Annotated in this window: 13 protein-coding genes; 7 read left to right on the top strand and 6 right to left on the bottom strand. The window is 56.0% G+C overall.

Features of this window, described 5'->3' with window-relative positions:
• The 4 genes from AC2FHW_RS07595 to AC2FHW_RS07610 all read right to left on the bottom strand — a co-directional run bounded on the left by AC2FHW_RS07595 (nucleotide 1) and on the right by AC2FHW_RS07610 (nucleotide 5,195).
• Nucleotides 1-930: an ABC transporter permease subunit gene (locus tag AC2FHW_RS07595; protein WP_142639834.1), complete on the bottom strand. Its 930-nt coding sequence runs from the start codon at nucleotides 928-930 to the stop codon at nucleotides 1-3.
• Nucleotides 931-940: 10 nt separating this feature from the next.
• Entirely contained in the window at nucleotides 941-1,864 is a 924-nt protein-coding gene (gene oppB, locus AC2FHW_RS07600) for an oligopeptide ABC transporter permease OppB (protein ID WP_142639832.1), read from the bottom strand.
• A 65-nt stretch (nucleotides 1,865-1,929) separates the two neighbouring features.
• On the bottom strand, nucleotides 1,930-3,558 hold the full coding sequence (locus AC2FHW_RS07605) for a peptide ABC transporter substrate-binding protein (RefSeq protein ID WP_142639830.1): 1,629 nt from the start codon (nucleotides 3,556-3,558) through the stop codon (nucleotides 1,930-1,932).
• Between the two features lie 401 nt (nucleotides 3,559-3,959).
• Nucleotides 3,960-5,195: a lytic murein transglycosylase gene (locus tag AC2FHW_RS07610; protein WP_496676881.1), complete on the bottom strand. Its 1,236-nt coding sequence runs from the start codon at nucleotides 5,193-5,195 to the stop codon at nucleotides 3,960-3,962.
• A gap of 183 nt (nucleotides 5,196-5,378) precedes the next feature.
• Between AC2FHW_RS07610 and AC2FHW_RS07615 the strand changes: the two genes are divergently transcribed.
• The 4 genes from AC2FHW_RS07615 to AC2FHW_RS07630 are packed head-to-tail and all read left to right on the top strand — an operon-like array spanning nucleotide 5,379 to nucleotide 9,376.
• On the top strand, nucleotides 5,379-6,341 hold the full coding sequence (locus AC2FHW_RS07615) for a cytochrome ubiquinol oxidase subunit II family protein (RefSeq protein ID WP_496676884.1): 963 nt from the start codon (nucleotides 5,379-5,381) through the stop codon (nucleotides 6,339-6,341).
• Nucleotides 6,338-8,428 (top strand): cbb3-type cytochrome c oxidase subunit I, encoded by a 2,091-nt coding sequence (locus tag AC2FHW_RS07620; protein WP_271949013.1) that lies wholly within the window; start codon nucleotides 6,338-6,340, stop codon nucleotides 8,426-8,428. Before AC2FHW_RS07615 ends, AC2FHW_RS07620 begins: the two co-directional genes overlap by 4 nt.
• On the top strand, nucleotides 8,425-9,057 hold the full coding sequence (locus AC2FHW_RS07625) for a cytochrome c oxidase subunit 3 (RefSeq protein ID WP_142639822.1): 633 nt from the start codon (nucleotides 8,425-8,427) through the stop codon (nucleotides 9,055-9,057). The genes AC2FHW_RS07620 and AC2FHW_RS07625 overlap by 4 nt, the downstream gene beginning before the upstream one ends.
• On the top strand, nucleotides 9,050-9,376 hold the full coding sequence (locus AC2FHW_RS07630) for a cytochrome o ubiquinol oxidase subunit IV (protein WP_142639820.1): 327 nt from the start codon (nucleotides 9,050-9,052) through the stop codon (nucleotides 9,374-9,376). Before AC2FHW_RS07625 ends, AC2FHW_RS07630 begins: the two co-directional genes overlap by 8 nt.
• Before the next feature lie 16 nt (nucleotides 9,377-9,392).
• Here AC2FHW_RS07630 and AC2FHW_RS07635 read toward each other — a convergent pair whose 3' ends face one another.
• Both AC2FHW_RS07635 and AC2FHW_RS07640 read right to left on the bottom strand, forming a co-directional pair.
• Nucleotides 9,393-9,755 carry a fluoride efflux transporter FluC gene (locus AC2FHW_RS07635; protein ID WP_142639818.1) on the bottom strand — a complete coding sequence of 121 codons (363 nt, stop codon included), beginning with the start codon at nucleotides 9,753-9,755 and terminating at the stop codon, nucleotides 9,393-9,395.
• Nucleotides 9,756-9,757: 2 nt separating this feature from the next.
• Nucleotides 9,758-10,249, bottom strand: coding sequence for a fluoride efflux transporter FluC (locus AC2FHW_RS07640; RefSeq protein ID WP_246097338.1), 492 nt, complete (start codon nucleotides 10,247-10,249; stop codon nucleotides 9,758-9,760).
• An 87-nt stretch (nucleotides 10,250-10,336) separates the two neighbouring features.
• Between AC2FHW_RS07640 and AC2FHW_RS07645 the strand changes: the two genes are divergently transcribed.
• From AC2FHW_RS07645 to AC2FHW_RS07655, 3 genes are all read left to right on the top strand, one after another.
• Nucleotides 10,337-11,917 (top strand): FMN-binding glutamate synthase family protein, encoded by a 1,581-nt coding sequence (locus AC2FHW_RS07645; RefSeq protein ID WP_142639816.1) that lies wholly within the window; start codon nucleotides 10,337-10,339, stop codon nucleotides 11,915-11,917.
• Between the two features lie 61 nt (nucleotides 11,918-11,978).
• A complete protein-coding gene (locus AC2FHW_RS07650) occupies nucleotides 11,979-12,518 on the top strand; it encodes an RNA polymerase sigma factor (RefSeq protein ID WP_142639814.1) in 540 nt (179 codons plus the stop codon).
• On the top strand, nucleotides 12,515-14,452 hold the full coding sequence (locus AC2FHW_RS07655; RefSeq protein ID WP_496728809.1) for a vWA domain-containing protein: 1,938 nt from the start codon (nucleotides 12,515-12,517) through the stop codon (nucleotides 14,450-14,452). The genes AC2FHW_RS07650 and AC2FHW_RS07655 overlap by 4 nt, the downstream gene beginning before the upstream one ends.
• Nucleotides 14,453-14,460 lie beyond the last annotated feature (8 nt).

Raw genomic sequence — 14,460 nt, forward strand, 5'->3', positions numbered from 1 at the left:
TCAGCGATCCTTTGGGTCCAGAGCGTCACGCAGCCCATCGCCGATGAAGAACATCGTGATGATAATGGCGACATAGAATGTCAGAGGGAACATCAGCTGCCAGAGGGTTCCGTACCCCATTGTGCCTGCCCCTTCAGCGATCAGACGGCCTAGCGAGGTATAGGGCTCCGAGATGCCAAGTCCGAGGAACGAGATAAAGCTTTCGGTCAGGATCATCTCGGGCACCAGAAGCGAAGCATAGACGATTACCACGCCCAGCAGGTTGGGCAGGATATGGCGATACATGATGGTGAATTCGCTGACACCGGCGGCACGCGCGGCCTCGATGAATTCGCGGTTTTTCAGGGCCAGAGTCTGCCCTCTGACGATCCGTGACATGGTTAGCCAACCAACCGCGCCCAATGCGATGAACAGGGTAAAGAACGACCGACCGGCCACTACAAGCAACAGAATGATGATCAGAGTTGTTGGAATGGCCAGAAGGATATCGACGAACCGCATCATCGCGCCGTCAAGGCGCCCGCCAATATACCCGGCGGCGATGCCATAGCAGGTGCCAACAATCAACGCGGTGGCCGCCCCGACAAGCCCCACCAACAACGATGTTGTTGTGGCCTGAATGACCCGGCTGTAAAGGTCGCGCCCCAGATCGTCGACGCCAAAGAAGTGCCCGGTCTCAATCGATGGCATTCCCATGCCACGGATGTCACCCATCACGTTCCAGTCGATTTCCTCATTGCTCCAAACGGCGAAATATGGGCCGAAGATTGTGAACAGAACGATCATCAGCAAGATGAATACGCTCGCCATTGCGGCTTTGTTGCGGACAAACCGCATCCGCGCATCCTGCCAGAGGGAACGCCCCTGAACGGCCGTGAAATCGGTGATGTCCTCGGCCAGATGGGCGGCTTTTTGTGATTTTCCTAGCATTTTGTGCCCCTCAGTACCGGATTTTCGGATCGAACCAGGCATATGCCAGGTCGGTCAGCAGGTTCACGATCACTGTCAGCGTGCCGTACAGGATCGTGACCCCCAGCAGCACCGCATAGTCACGCGACAGGGCCGAGCCGACATAAGCCTGCCCCAGACCACCGGTCGAGAAATAGATGTCGACGAAAACCGATCCGGTCAGAACATAGACAAAGACCGGCCCCAGATAGGACACTACCGGCAGCAGCGTGGGCTTCAACGCATGGCGCCAGATTACGGTCCTGGTAGGCAAACCCTTGGCCCGGGCCGTGCGGATGAAGTTCGAGTTCAGAACTTCCAGCATCGACGAACGGGTAATCCGCGCGATCGACCCCATATAGGACGTGGCCAATGCGATGACCGGCATGATCAGATATTGCCACTGACCGCCGTTCCAGCCACCACCCGGCAACCATCCCAGCCACAAAGTGAAGGTCAGGATCAGGATCGGGCCCATGATGAAGTTCGGCAGCGCCTGCGCAGCGATCCCCAGACCTACGGCAAAATAGTCGATCCAGCTGTTGTGTCGGATGGCCGCGGCGATCCCAAGGCCAATACCTACGACACTCGCCAGCAGGAATGACAATGACCCGTAAGTGAGCGAGATCGGGAAGCCTTGCGAAATGATATCATTGACGTCCCGGTCCTTGAACTTGAAGGACGGGCCGAAATCGAAATGCACGACAATGTTGTACAGATAGTCCCAAAGCTGTTTCCACAGCGGCTGGTCCAGACCATAGCGCGCCTCGATATTGGCCAGCACCTGCGGCGGCAATGGCCGTTCCGAGGTAAACGGCCCGCCGGGCGCGTAGTGCATCAGAAAAAAACAGGCAACGATCAGCAACAGGATCGTTGGAACGGCGATCAGCAATCGCCGGATGATATAGGCAAGCATTTCATGCCCCCATTATTGGCTTTGCCCCGGGGTGATCCTCGGGGCAAAGCGTGGTCTAAGGAAGGTTATTCGGCGATCTTGTAGAGGTTCTTGGAGTACCAGTTCTGCTCTACGTTCTTGACCGGCCAGTTGCCGACATCGCTGTCCATCATGTAGACGCCAGCATAGTGATAGATCGGGATAACCGGAGTCTCTTGTGCAATGATCCGCTCAACCTCGGTATACAGTGGTGCTGCGTCATCTGCTGTCTTGGCCTGGGTCAGCAATTCGTCAACCTTGGAGTTGTTGTACTTGCCGTCGTTATAGCCGGAATCCGACTGCAACAGGTCCAGGAAGGTCGAGGCTTCGTTATAGTCGCCACACCAGGCGCCACGGGCCAGATCGAAGTTCTGGTTGCCGCGCTCTTCCAGGAACACTTTCCATTCCATGTTGGCCAACTCGACCTGTACGCCCAGTTTCTGTTTCCACATCTGGCTCAGTGCCACTGCGACTTTCTTATGGGCCTCTGATGTGTTGTAGACCATGTCAAAGCTCAGCGGGTTGTCGGGGCCAAATCCGGCCTCGGCCAGCAACTCCTTGGCCAGCTCGTCACGCTCGGCTTGCGTCATCGAAGCCATTTCGACCTCTGGGACGGTGAACCCAGCGGTTGCTTCGGGTGCGAACGTATATGCGGGCGGCTCACCACCGGCTTTGACGTTCTTGGTGATGATGTCGCGGTCAACTGCAAGAGACAGGGCTTGACGTACATTTGGGTTCTTGAATTCTTCCGGTCCGCTGTCAGACAGGTTGAATGTATAGTAATAGTTGCACAGGCGCGGGAAGCTGATGGCCTCTTCGGGGTGCTCTTTCTGTAGGCGCGGGAACTGACCTGCAGGTACTTCAGTGCGGTCCAGCTCGCCTGCAAGGTAACGGGTCAGGGCTACGTTTTCGTCGTTGATGACAAGGGCCACGACTTTTTCGACAATCGTATTGTCGTTATCCCAATACATCTCGTTGCGCTCACGGACCGAGCGTTCCTGTGGCAGGTGTTCGGTCAGAACATAGGCGCCGTTCGAGACGATGTTTTCCGGCTTAGTCCAGGCGTCGCCGAACTCTTCGATCACCTTCTGCGGGGCAGGGAAGGTGGTGGAATGGGTCGTCATTTGCGCGAAATAAGGCAGTGCTGCGCTCAGCTTGACCTCAAGTGTGTGGTCGTCGATGGCGGTTACGCCCAGTTCGTCCACAGGCTTCTCACCAGCAATGATTTCGGCCGCATTTTCGATCGACATCAGTTCCATGAACCACGCATAGGGCGAGGACAGAGCGGGATCGACGGCACGTTTCCATGCAAAGACGAAATCGCCTGCCGTGACCGGATCACCATTGGACCATTTGGCGTTATCACGCAGTGTAAATGTGTAAACGTCCTTGGTATCGTTTGTGGTATAGCCGGTTGCGACGCCGGGCACCAAATTGCCGTCTTCGTCCTGATTCATCAGGCCTTCGAACAGGTCGCGGACAATTTCCGCACCGGTAACGTCTTCAACAACCTGCGGGTCAACCGAACTGTGCTCATCCAGAACGCGATAGGTGAAGGTTTGATCATCCGCCAGCGCCTCGCCGGTTTCGGGATGGGTGCCGGCGGCAAATGCAGCGCCGGTGATCATGGTCGAGGTCAGTAGCCCCGCCAGAGATGTCCGAATGTATTTGTTCATATCTTTCTACTCCCATTTGTGTGGTGGCAAGGTACGCACATCCGTTCAGGATGGTCGCTGACCACCATGATTGTCCGACTCAGATAGACCGGGACTTGTTCGAATTTTGCTTTTTCAGATCGCAATGAACACCGCGTCGCAGTCTTTCGGTTTGCTGTCGGAAACGTAGTTGCGAAAGTCGCCTTTCACTGATGCAGAACGTGGCACTATTTCAAAAAAGGTTAAAGCCTTTGCGTGCAAAATGGCCAGGTGCGGCCGAAATCTAAAAAATTCCACGGGAGAATGGAAATATTATAATGATACGCGATGGTTTCTTGACATTTTTGTGAAGTTCTTGAGTAAGCGGTTGAGCGTTGACGCAAGGTCCGCTTTTGCGGCTTTCCAAAAATTGGCGCGAATCGCTATTGGGTCAGTGCCCGGACCATATGGGTCTGAGGAAAGCATGTGGCGGACTGATTGGTGGCCTCTTGCCAGCGCCCGATAGAGCGGCGTGTTCGAAAGCCCGGCAGGCCGTCAGCGCCGCCGACGTCATGGCCCATCTGTTCCAATGCGCGCTGCATGGCTGCTATATCCGATCGGTAAAGACCGCCGACTTTGTCCCACCGGCCGCGGAAATCCTGGACGCCATATTCTATCCTATCGCCAACATGGCCGACGAACAGGGCGTAGAGATCGCTTTTGTTGTATTCCTTCAGGACATAAAAATTGGGGGTGACAATGAAGGCCGGGCCATTGCGCCCGGCGGGCATCATCAAAAACCCTTGTCCCTGCATTTCTTGTTTTGGAAACGGCCTGCCAGATACACGGGTGATCCCCAACCCGGCCCAGTCGCGAATAGGACGGCCCTGATCCGGCCCTTCAAGGGTGCAGGAAACCGAAGACGGGACAGTTACTTCGAACCCCCAATCACGACCCGAGACCCAGCCATGTTGGTCGAGGTAGTTTCCGATCGATGAAATTGTGTCCTCGGCCGAGGTCCAGATATCCGCGCGCCCGTCGCCATTTCCATCGGCCGCATAAGTCAGGTAGTTCGATGGCATGAACTGCGGTTGCCCAAGCGCACCGGCCCAACTGCTTTTCATTTGATCCGGCGGTATGTGGCCAGCCTCGGCAATCTTGAGCGCGGCGATAAGCTCTGACGTGAAATATTCTGAGCGGGTGCTCATGAAACCTTTGGTGCCCAGAACCTGAAACGCATTATGCCGGATAGCCACCTGCCCATATCCGCTTTCGCGGCCCCAGATCGCCAGAATGACGCGCGCTGGTACACCGGTATCGGATTCTACCTGTTTCAGTGTCGTGTCATAGCGCCGGGCCATCTTGCGTCCGACAGAAGTGGCCCCCTGAACCGAACCAGCGTTGAAATAACGCCCGGGTGATCCGAACTCGGCCTGCTTTTGTTCCTTGGGAACCGCTGTTGCCGTACCCGGAGGAACCAGGTCTGGCAGTTTCCAGTTCAGCGTGACGCCGTTGAAGGCCCTGTTCATCGTGCGTTTTGAAACACCCTCGTATTTCGCCCGCGCCCAGACTGTGTGTTTCAGCCATGACTGAAACTGAGCCTCGATCGCCGCACGATCCTGTGCTGTCGCACTTGTCGACAGGTAGCAAAGTCCAAGAGTAAGGATTAACCAACGCATTGTCCTATGATCTCACCTGCGAACTACTTTAAGTCAACCTACCAGAACGGCGTTTCTGCCGCTGCGATCAGGGTGGCAAGATCAAATCTCGGGAAACAGGCAGAGCTGCGTAAAAATCCTTGTGAAAATTCAGGACTCTGCCGATAGTTGTCCCAATCAATTTTGAAATGAGGATGAACAGGCGTGACATATTCCAGACCGTCTTTTGCATCCTTGGTTGTCCTGTCTGCCGCCATAGCAGGTCTTGGCTTTGTGCCGGTTGCCGAAGCCAGCAACAATTTCTTGGACCCTCAGGGACCCGTCGCCGCCCTTCAGAAAAGCCACCTTTTACGGGCAACTGTTCTGATATTGGTCGCAGTTGTTCCGGTTCTGATCCTGGTGCCTTTGATTGCCATACGGTATCGAAGGCGAAAGGAGGGGCAGGCAGATTATCGACCGGAATGGGATTTTTCTGCCCGGTTGGAATTCCTCATGTGGGGTATCCCGGTTGTTATCGTGGCCATCCTCTCGTTTTATCTGTGGAAAGCCACCCATCGGCTGGACCCCTACGCGACTTCGTTCGGGGAAGACCCGGCGCTGAATGTGCAGGTTGTTGGTCTCGACTGGAAATGGCTGTTCATCTACCCCGATCTTGGTATCGCCAGCGTGGGTGAGATGGGCCTCCCCGTTAACCAACAGGTCGCTGTCACACTGACAACGGATACGGTGATGCAGTCCTTTATGATCCCGGCGCTGGCCGGACAGATCTATGCCATGCCGGGGATGACGACCAAACTGCACCTTGTCGCCGATTGGCCCGAAACGATGCAGGGCGAGAACACGCAATATAACGGGCGTGGCTTTACCAAGCAGAAATTCAAAGCGATTGCCATGGAGCCCCAGGACTTCAACGACTGGGCCGAAAAGGTCCGGACAAACGGGATTCCGTTGAGCGCTGAAACATACCGAACCCTCGCCATGCGAACCGATCGGGATGAGGTGCAGGCCATGTTGGGCAATGATCAGATGCCGACTGATGCGCTGTATTTCACACTAGCCGATGGTGATCTGTTTCAGTCGATCCTGCACCGCTATGACGGGGCCACACCCTTGCCTGCCGATCAGCAACCGGGCACTGCCGAATATGGTCAGGAGAAAACACAATGACCGATGTCGAGACTGGTTTTTTCGGCCGTCTAAACTGGGATGCTTTTCCGATCACCGGGTTGATCCAGTCGCCCAACGCAAATGAGATCGTGGCAAATGCCGCGGCTGGGATCGTGATTGTGGGCGTCATTGCCGTTGTGGGTTTGCTGACATGGTTCCGTCTGTGGGGGCCGCTGTGGCATGACTGGCTGACCAGCGCCGACCACAAGAAGATCGGCATCATGTATATCGTCTTTGCCATCGTGATGTTGGCGCGGGGGGTTCTGGAAGGTGTCGTCATGCGCGCCCAACAAGCCGCTGGCCCGGGCGAAGGCTTTCTGGAAGCCGAGCATTTCGCCGAGCTTTTCAGTACCCATGGCACGATCATGATCTTCTTCGTGGCTGTTCCGTTTGTGTTCGGTGCCGCCAATTTCCTGATCCCGCTGATGATCGGCGCCCGCGACGTGGCATTCCCGGTGATGAACCAGATCAGCCTAGGCCTGACCGTGTCCTCGGGCATGATGCTGATGGTTTCCCTGGTGGTCGGAGAGTTCTCGACCGGGGGCTGGACGGCCTACCCACCCTTTACCGGTGCGGCCTTCAATCCCGGCGTTGGGCCGGATTATTGGATTTGGGCCATCGTCGTGTCGGGGATCGGAACGACGCTGACCGGAATCAACTTTGCCGTTACGATCTACAAGATGCGCGCGCCGGGGATGCAGTTCATGCGGTTGCCGATGTATTGCTGGACGATCATCTGCAGCTCGATCCTGATTGTCTTTGCCATGCCGCCGTTGGGTGTTGCGGCGCTGATGCTGGCCGCAGACCGGTACTTGGATTTCCACTTTTTCACAAATGACCTTGGCGGCAACATGATGAACTATGCCAACCTGTTCTGGCTGTTCGGACATCCCGAGGTCTATCTGTTGGTCCTGCCCGCCTATGGTATCTATTCCGAGGTTTTTGCGACCTTCTCGGCCAAGCGCCTGTACGGATACAACTCCTTGGTGATTGCAACGATGTCGATTGCGGTGCTGTCCTTCACGGTCTGGCTGCACCACTTTTTCACCATGGGCCAAAGCGCGCTGATCAATGCGGTGTTTGGGATTGCCACCATGCTGATCGCCATACCGACTGGCGTGAAAGTCTATGATTGGATGGCCACGCTGTTTCGCGGGCGTATCCGGTTCTCGGTCCCGATGCTCTATGGGTTGTCTTTCCTGATGCTGTTCGTGATCGGAGGGTTGTCGGGCGTCATCCTGGCCAATCCGACCATCGACTATCAGGTGCATAACACCCTGTTCCTGGTCGCGCATTTTCACAATGTGCTGCTGCCTGGCGTCCTGTTTGGCCTGCTTGCGGGATACAACTATTGGTTCCCCAAAGCCTTTGGCTTCCGCCTGAGCGAAGGCTGGGGACGGATATCTGTCGCGTTGTGGACCGTTGGGTTCATGCTGACCTTCCTGCCGCTTTATTTTGTCGGCCTGATGGGGATGCCGCGTCGATCTTACAGTTGGGAAGATCCCAGCTTTCACCCCTATATGATCGTCGCCGTGCTTGGGTCTTTGGTCATTCTCGCAGCGCTTCTGTCGATCATTGTCCAGCTTTGGGTCAGCATTCGAGACCGGGAAAAAACCCGCGTGCCGGTTGGCGACCCTTGGGATGGGCGCACGCTGGAATGGTCGATTCCAGCACCGCCGCCTCCGTATAACTTTGCAATCATTCCGCATGTGACCGACCGGGATGATTTTGCCGCCGCAAAAGAGCGCGGCAAAGCCTATCCGTCCCTTGATGCCTATGAAGATATCCTCATGCCACGCAATACGGCGATCGGGTTCGGTCTGTGCGTGCTCAGCGGTATCTGGATGTTTGCGCTGGTCTGGTGGATCTGGTGGCTTGCTATTGCGACGACAGCCGCGATGTTGGCGGCCTTCATCGCCTGGACGTTCAGAACCGACACCGAAGAGGTTATACCGGCCGAGCAGGTCCGCAAAGAGCATGAAGCCTGGCTTGATTTCGTGCGCGCATCGGTTCCGGTCAATCGCGATCATGAATACGCGCCCGAGAACCGCGGCCTGGCTCGTCCCGATCTGGAGGCCACTACATGAAACGCGCGCCGACACACAGCTATCCGGGCCTAAACTTGGGCCGACGGCATCCGGGTGCCGACAAGGCCAGCGAAGTGGTCACCTTTGGGTTCTGGGTCTTTCTGATGAGCGATCTGGTCTATTTCGGCCTGATGTTCGCGATCTATATCACCATGATCGACGCGCAGGCGGGTGGGCCCGGTCCGCATGAGCTGTTCGACCTGACCAGCATTTTTGCCCAAACCCTGATCCTGTTGACCAGCAGCCTTACAGTGGGCCTTGCGATGCTGGCGTTGAAATACAACCTGCCACGGCCCCGTATCGTGCTTTGGTTCGCGGTAACTCTGGTTCTGGGCCTCAGCTTTCTGGTACTTGAGATACGTGACTTTCTGGCTATGGCGGAAAAGGGTGGCATTCCACAGCGCAGCGGGTTTCTGTCAGCGTTTTACGGGCTAGTGCCGCTGCACGGGCTGCATGTTGCTGCGGGGTGCCTGTGGTTGATCGTTCTGGGTATTCAGCTGCGTGTGTTTGGTCTAACCGACGTTCTGATGTCACGGGTGGTTCGTCTGGCCCTGTTCTGGCATTTTCTCGACCTCATCTGGATCGGCATAATCACGATCGTCTATTTCGGAGGGCTGACCTATGGATAGGCGCAGCGAAATGCACCGACGTGAACGCCGCCGATATGTGATTGGCTATGGCGGATCGCTGCTGCTGACACTGGCGGTCTTTACCATTGCATATACGTTCGGGATCGAGACCAAGGGCGTTTATTTGTCGATCGGTTTGTTGGGGCTGGCGCAGTTGATTGTTCAACTGGTGTATTTCCTGCATATCGACCGTCGACGCAGCAGCCGCGAGGACCTGGATCTAGTCCTGTTTTCCACGATGGTTCTATTGATCATTATTGTTGGGACGGTCTGGATAATGGGGAATCTTGCGGTGCGGATGCATACCTATCCGATGTAGGTCCGGCCGCACCGGATCAGCGCATCGCCATCAGCCCAAGCCACAGTGCGCCCCAACACAGCAAGAGGCTCAGCACGATATTGCCCGCCGCCGTAGCGATTGTGCGTTCGCGCCGCAGTTCCAGTGACTGGTAGGCAAAGCTGGAGAAAGTGGTGAAGCCGCCACAAAAGCCGAACACCAGGCGCTGTTCCTCCTGGCTGACGCCCGCCGGTCCGCCCAGATACCCGACCCAAAGCCCAAGCAACAGACTGCCAAAGACGTTCACGATCAGCGTTGCCACGGGCAGGTCATGGCGAATTCGAATGGCGATCCAGTGCCGCAGAACCGCGCCCAGACCGCCGCCCAAACCAAACATTGCATGCAGGTAGAGATCGCTCACTCTCACGACCTCCGCGGGGAAAAGCGACGCCCGGCGGTTTCACCCAAAATCGCCGCAAAAAGACCCGCCACAATTTCCAAAACCGCTGCGGTTAGGGCAAGCCCGAAACTGACCTCTGCCAGACGTTCCAATTCCGCGACAAATGAGGAAAACGTAGATAACCCGCCACAAAACCCAACCGCGCCCAGATGCAGGACGTGGGCATGCACCCGGTGCCGGATGGCGTATAACCAGCCAAGCACAAAGCATGCAGCTATATTTATGCCAAAGGTCTCGGTTAGGATCGGCAGACCCGAGATCCCGAGCGACAACGCTTCTCTGACCAGTGACCCAGTCGCGCCACCCGTGAAAACGGCGCAGAACATGAGAGCCGTGGCCCATGCTGTTTGCGATTTTTTCACAGCTGCTGATCCCACCCGCGTTAGCCTGTTATCGGGGATACCGATTGGTGCGACCGGGATCAACCGCACTTGGCGGATCACAAGTTCAACCATTTGCGTGATTTCGGGCGCAAAGGCTTGCGTGCAATCGCGAATTTGTACCACGGTGACTCAGCTAACAGCCACAGTGGGAGAGCACGAATGATTATACGCAGACTCTATTACGTGTTGAGCCTCGTGTGCCTGCCACTGACAATCGTGGCCGGGTTTTTCTGGCCCCCGGCCCATTGGCTGCTGCTTTTCCTGATCCCATACGCGGTGGTCGGGCTATATGATATCCTGACCACAAGGCATAACGTGCTGAACAACTATCCGGTTCTGGGGCATTTCCGGTACATGCTGGAATTTGTCAGCCCAGAGATACGGCAATATTTTGTTGAAACCAACGAAAACGGCCGTCCCTATAATCGGATCATTCGCAGCCTGGTTTATTCCCGTGCCAAAGGGCAGGTTGATACCCAGGCATTTGGTACCCAATACGACATCCAAACCGTTGGATACCACAGGGCCAATCACTCGCTTGCGCCCAAACATGTGCCCGAAAGCGAAGAACGGGTGATGCTGGGCGGGCCGCAATGTTCCCAACCCTATAGTGCCTCGCGCCTGAACGTTTCAGCGATGAGCTTTGGTGCCCTCAGCGCCAATGCAATCCGAGCATTGAATGGTGGGGCAAAGGATGGAGGTTTTGCGCATAATACGGGTGAGGGTGGTCTGTCGCCGCACCATCTGGCCGAAGGTGGCGATATCATCTGGCAGATTGGCACTGGGTATTTCGGATGCCGCGCACCGGATGGCGGGTTCGACAAAGACAAATTCACCGAAAGAGCCAGGAACGAGGTCGTCAAGGCGATTGAAATCAAGCTGTCGCAAGGGGCCAAGCCCTCGCATGGGGGGGTGTTGCCTGCGGCGAAGGTGGATGAAGAGATTGCGCAGATACGCGGAGTTCCCCTGCATCAGGACGTGATCTCTCCGCCAATTCATTCCGCATTTGACGGACCTACCGGATTGATGAATTTCGTTCAGAATCTGCGCGAGATGTCCGGTGGCAAACCTATTGGGTTTAAGTTGTGCATTGGTCGTCCGTCCGAGTTTTTAGCGATATGCAAAGCCATGCTGGAAACAGGCATCCTGCCTGATTTCATCACCATTGATGGTGCCGAAGGCGGCACGGGCGCGGCCCCAGTAGAATTCACCAACCGGTTGGGCATGCCTTTGAACGAGGCGTTGATTTTCGTGAATAACTGTCTACGCGGTGTGGGTTTGCGCGATAAGATCCGCATTATTTGCTCGGGCAAAGTCGCCACAGGCTATGACATCATCGAGAAATGCGCGCTTGGGGCCGATATGTGTAATGCGGCAAGGGCAATGATGTTTGCAGTGGGATGCATTCAGGCGCTTCACTGCAACACAAACCGATGCCCGTCCGGCGTGGCCACACAGGATCCGGTCCGAGGCCGCGCTGTGAATGTTCCGCAAAAAAGACAACGGGTACATCGCTATCACGACGCGACTTTAGAGAGCTTTCGTGAGCTGCTGGGCGCCATGGGCAAGGAAAAGGTCTCCGAACTTCACCCTTCGGACATCCTTCGGCGTACTGCAGATGAAAGAGATCGCTCTTATGCTGAACTCTATTTGCATCTTGAAGAAGGCGCTTTGCTGAAGGCTCCGCTTCCGGATGAATATGCAGAGGACTGGAATCGCGCATCGGCGCATCATTTCTGATTTTTTTGTGTGCATTGCCAAGGATTGATGTTTTTGGTTCGTCTTACCCATTGTGATGCGCATGAAAACATCGGATGAGAATCTGGCAAAGGCCGCTGCTGCAGGGGACGCTGATGCGTTTGCCACGCTATTGGCACGCCACTACGACAGGGTCTTTCGGTTGGCTTTTCGACTGACAGGACGCGCGGATCAGGCCGAAGATCTGACGCAGGATATATGCGCCGCCTTGCCGTCAAAGATCGTAGGTTTTCGTGCCGAAGCCCGGTTTACGACATGGTTGTACCGTGTTGTTGTCAATGCAGCCGAGGATGCACGCCGTCGCGCGACCCGTCACACGCGGGCGGCCCACGGCTGGGGGGATGTGGAACAGATGCGCCGGGCCGAGGTGCAGGAAACGGCCGAGGCTGTCGATTGGTTGCAACGGGCCATGCGGTCCCTGCCGCAGGACTTGCAAGACACTCTGGCCCTGACCCTCGAGGATGAGATGACCCATGCAGAAGCTGCAGAGGTGCTGGGTGTTTCCGAAGGGACAGTGTCCTGGAGGATGTCAGATATCCGCAAACGGTTGCGCGCCTTGCGGCAAGAGGAACTGGCACAATGACCGATGAACTGGACAAGCTGAAGATGCTGATGGACGCCGCCACGCCGACCCCGGATGTGTCGCGACGGATTGAAAATCTGAGCCAGGCGCAAAAAAAATTTGATAATATCCAAGGATCGACCTCTGCGCGACGTCCCACTGTCAAGCGCGGCCTCATAGCCCGCCTGACAGAAGGAGCGAAAGCCATGTTGAATGCCCTCTCTTATCGCGGTGCCCTGACCGCTACCACCGCAGTTGCTGCTGTGGCTCTGATAGTGATCTTGCCGCAGACGCGCGACGAGGTTGTTGCGCCACTGCCCTGGTCCGAGGACCGCGCCGACGCACGGCAGGAGTCTGACCTATTGGTGGCGGATATGCCCGAGGCCAATCTCGAAGAACCAGTTGTTGAGGCGCCTGTTGTGATTGAAGAAACAATCGCACCTTCCGCCAAGAGGCAGGGGGCCGTTGCGCAGCTAGGGGCTGCGGACCTTTTACAGAGCGCGCCGGCATCGGCGGTCGGGAAATTTGACATTCAACATGAGACTGTTCCCGCGCCGGAACAGAATACCGAAACTTTCGCGAACGCGGACAGCAACTCGCTGAAGATCACGACGGACGAACCGGTTTCGACTTTTTCGATTGATGTAGATACCGCCTCTTACGCCATTGTTCGGTCGTCTTTGATGAATGGCTATCTGCCGCCCAAGGATGCGGCGCGGGTTGAAGAGATGGTGAACTATTTCCCCTATTCCTACCCAGCGCCTGATGGGGTGGAACCGTTCCGTTCTACGATCACCGTGACACCGACGCCTTGGAATGAGGGGACGCAGCTTGTTCATGTCGGCATCCAAGGGGTCATGCCCCAGATCGAAGACCGTCCTCCATTGAACTTGGTTTTCCTGATCGACACATCGGGCTCAATGCAGGATGCTAACAAATTGCCGCTGCTGAAACAGTCTTTCAGGTTGATGCTGTCTGAACTCAGTCCGGAAGATCAGGTTTCGATCGTCACCTATGCGGGAAGTGCCGGGCAGGTTTTGCCACCGACCGCGGCAGCCGAAAAGATGACCATTCTCTCAGCCCTCGACAGGCTCGAAGCCGGTGGCTCGACAGCGGGTCAGGCCGGGTTGCAGCAAGCCTATCAAGTGGCAGAAGATATGGCTGCGGACGGTGAGGTGACCCGCGTAATTCTGGCCACCGATGGCGATTTCAATGTGGGTCTGTCAGACCCTGATGCCCTGAAGGATTTTATCGCCCGCAAGCGCGACAGTGGTACATTCCTAAGCGTTCTGGGTTTTGGCCGAGGCAATCTGGACGATGCCACCATGCAGGCTCTGGCCCAGAACGGAAACGGGCAGGCGGCATATATCGATACGCTGGTTGAGGCGCAAAAGGTATTGGTCGATCAACTTACCGGGGCGCTTTTTCCCATCGCCAACGACGTCAAAATCCAGGTCGAGTTCAACCCGTCACAGATCGCTGAATACCGTCTGATCGGTTATGAAACCCGATCCCTGCAGCGCGAGGACTTTTCAAATGACAAAGTGGATGCTGGTGATATTGGAGCAGGTCACACTGTAACGGCGATCTACGAGGTCACGCCAGTTGGTTCCGATGCGATCAGAAACGGCCCGTTGCGGTATGCTGAACAATCCATATCGGATGATTCAGTGGAAATTGGTTTCTTCAAAATGCGTTACAAGCTTCCTGGTGAAGATCAAAGCAATCTGATGGAGCAGCCTATTTTACCCGGACAAGGGACTGTCACGGATGACATCCGCTTTTCCTATGCGATTGCAGGATTTGGTCAGTTGCTTCGGGGCGGAGGATATCTTGGCGGCTGGTCCTATGCGGATGCCATTGATCTGGCCACGCTGTCCCGAGGTGAGGATTCTTTCGGATATCGGGCTGAAGCTGTCACCTTGATGCGTCTGGCCCAGACGCTGGCTGAGTAAGGCCCGGG

This window comes from Ruegeria sp. YTSA108, from assembly GCF_059610185.1.

Excerpts from the sequence above, each read along its gene's own strand:
- AC2FHW_RS07650 (WP_142639814.1), top strand. The coding sequence starts at position 11,979 with ATGAAAACATCGGATGAGAATCTGGCAAAGGCCGCTGCTGCAGGGGAC.
- AC2FHW_RS07655 (WP_496728809.1), top strand. The coding sequence starts at position 12,515 with ATGACCGATGAACTGGACAAGCTGAAGATGCTGATGGACGCCGCCACG.
- AC2FHW_RS07610 (WP_496676881.1), bottom strand. The coding sequence starts at position 5,195 with ATGCGTTGGTTAATCCTTACTCTTGGACTTTGCTACCTGTCGACAAGT.
- AC2FHW_RS07645 (WP_142639816.1), top strand. The coding sequence starts at position 10,337 with ATGATTATACGCAGACTCTATTACGTGTTGAGCCTCGTGTGCCTGCCA.
- AC2FHW_RS07640 (WP_246097338.1), bottom strand. The coding sequence starts at position 10,249 with ATGGTTGAACTTGTGATCCGCCAAGTGCGGTTGATCCCGGTCGCACCA.
- oppB (WP_142639832.1), bottom strand. The coding sequence starts at position 1,864 with ATGCTTGCCTATATCATCCGGCGATTGCTGATCGCCGTTCCAACGATC.
- AC2FHW_RS07625 (WP_142639822.1), top strand. The coding sequence starts at position 8,425 with ATGAAACGCGCGCCGACACACAGCTATCCGGGCCTAAACTTGGGCCGA.
- AC2FHW_RS07595 (WP_142639834.1), bottom strand. The coding sequence starts at position 930 with ATGCTAGGAAAATCACAAAAAGCCGCCCATCTGGCCGAGGACATCACC.
- AC2FHW_RS07605 (WP_142639830.1), bottom strand. The coding sequence starts at position 3,558 with ATGAACAAATACATTCGGACATCTCTGGCGGGGCTACTGACCTCGACC.
- AC2FHW_RS07630 (WP_142639820.1), top strand. The coding sequence starts at position 9,050 with ATGGATAGGCGCAGCGAAATGCACCGACGTGAACGCCGCCGATATGTG.
- AC2FHW_RS07620 (WP_271949013.1), top strand. The coding sequence starts at position 6,338 with ATGACCGATGTCGAGACTGGTTTTTTCGGCCGTCTAAACTGGGATGCT.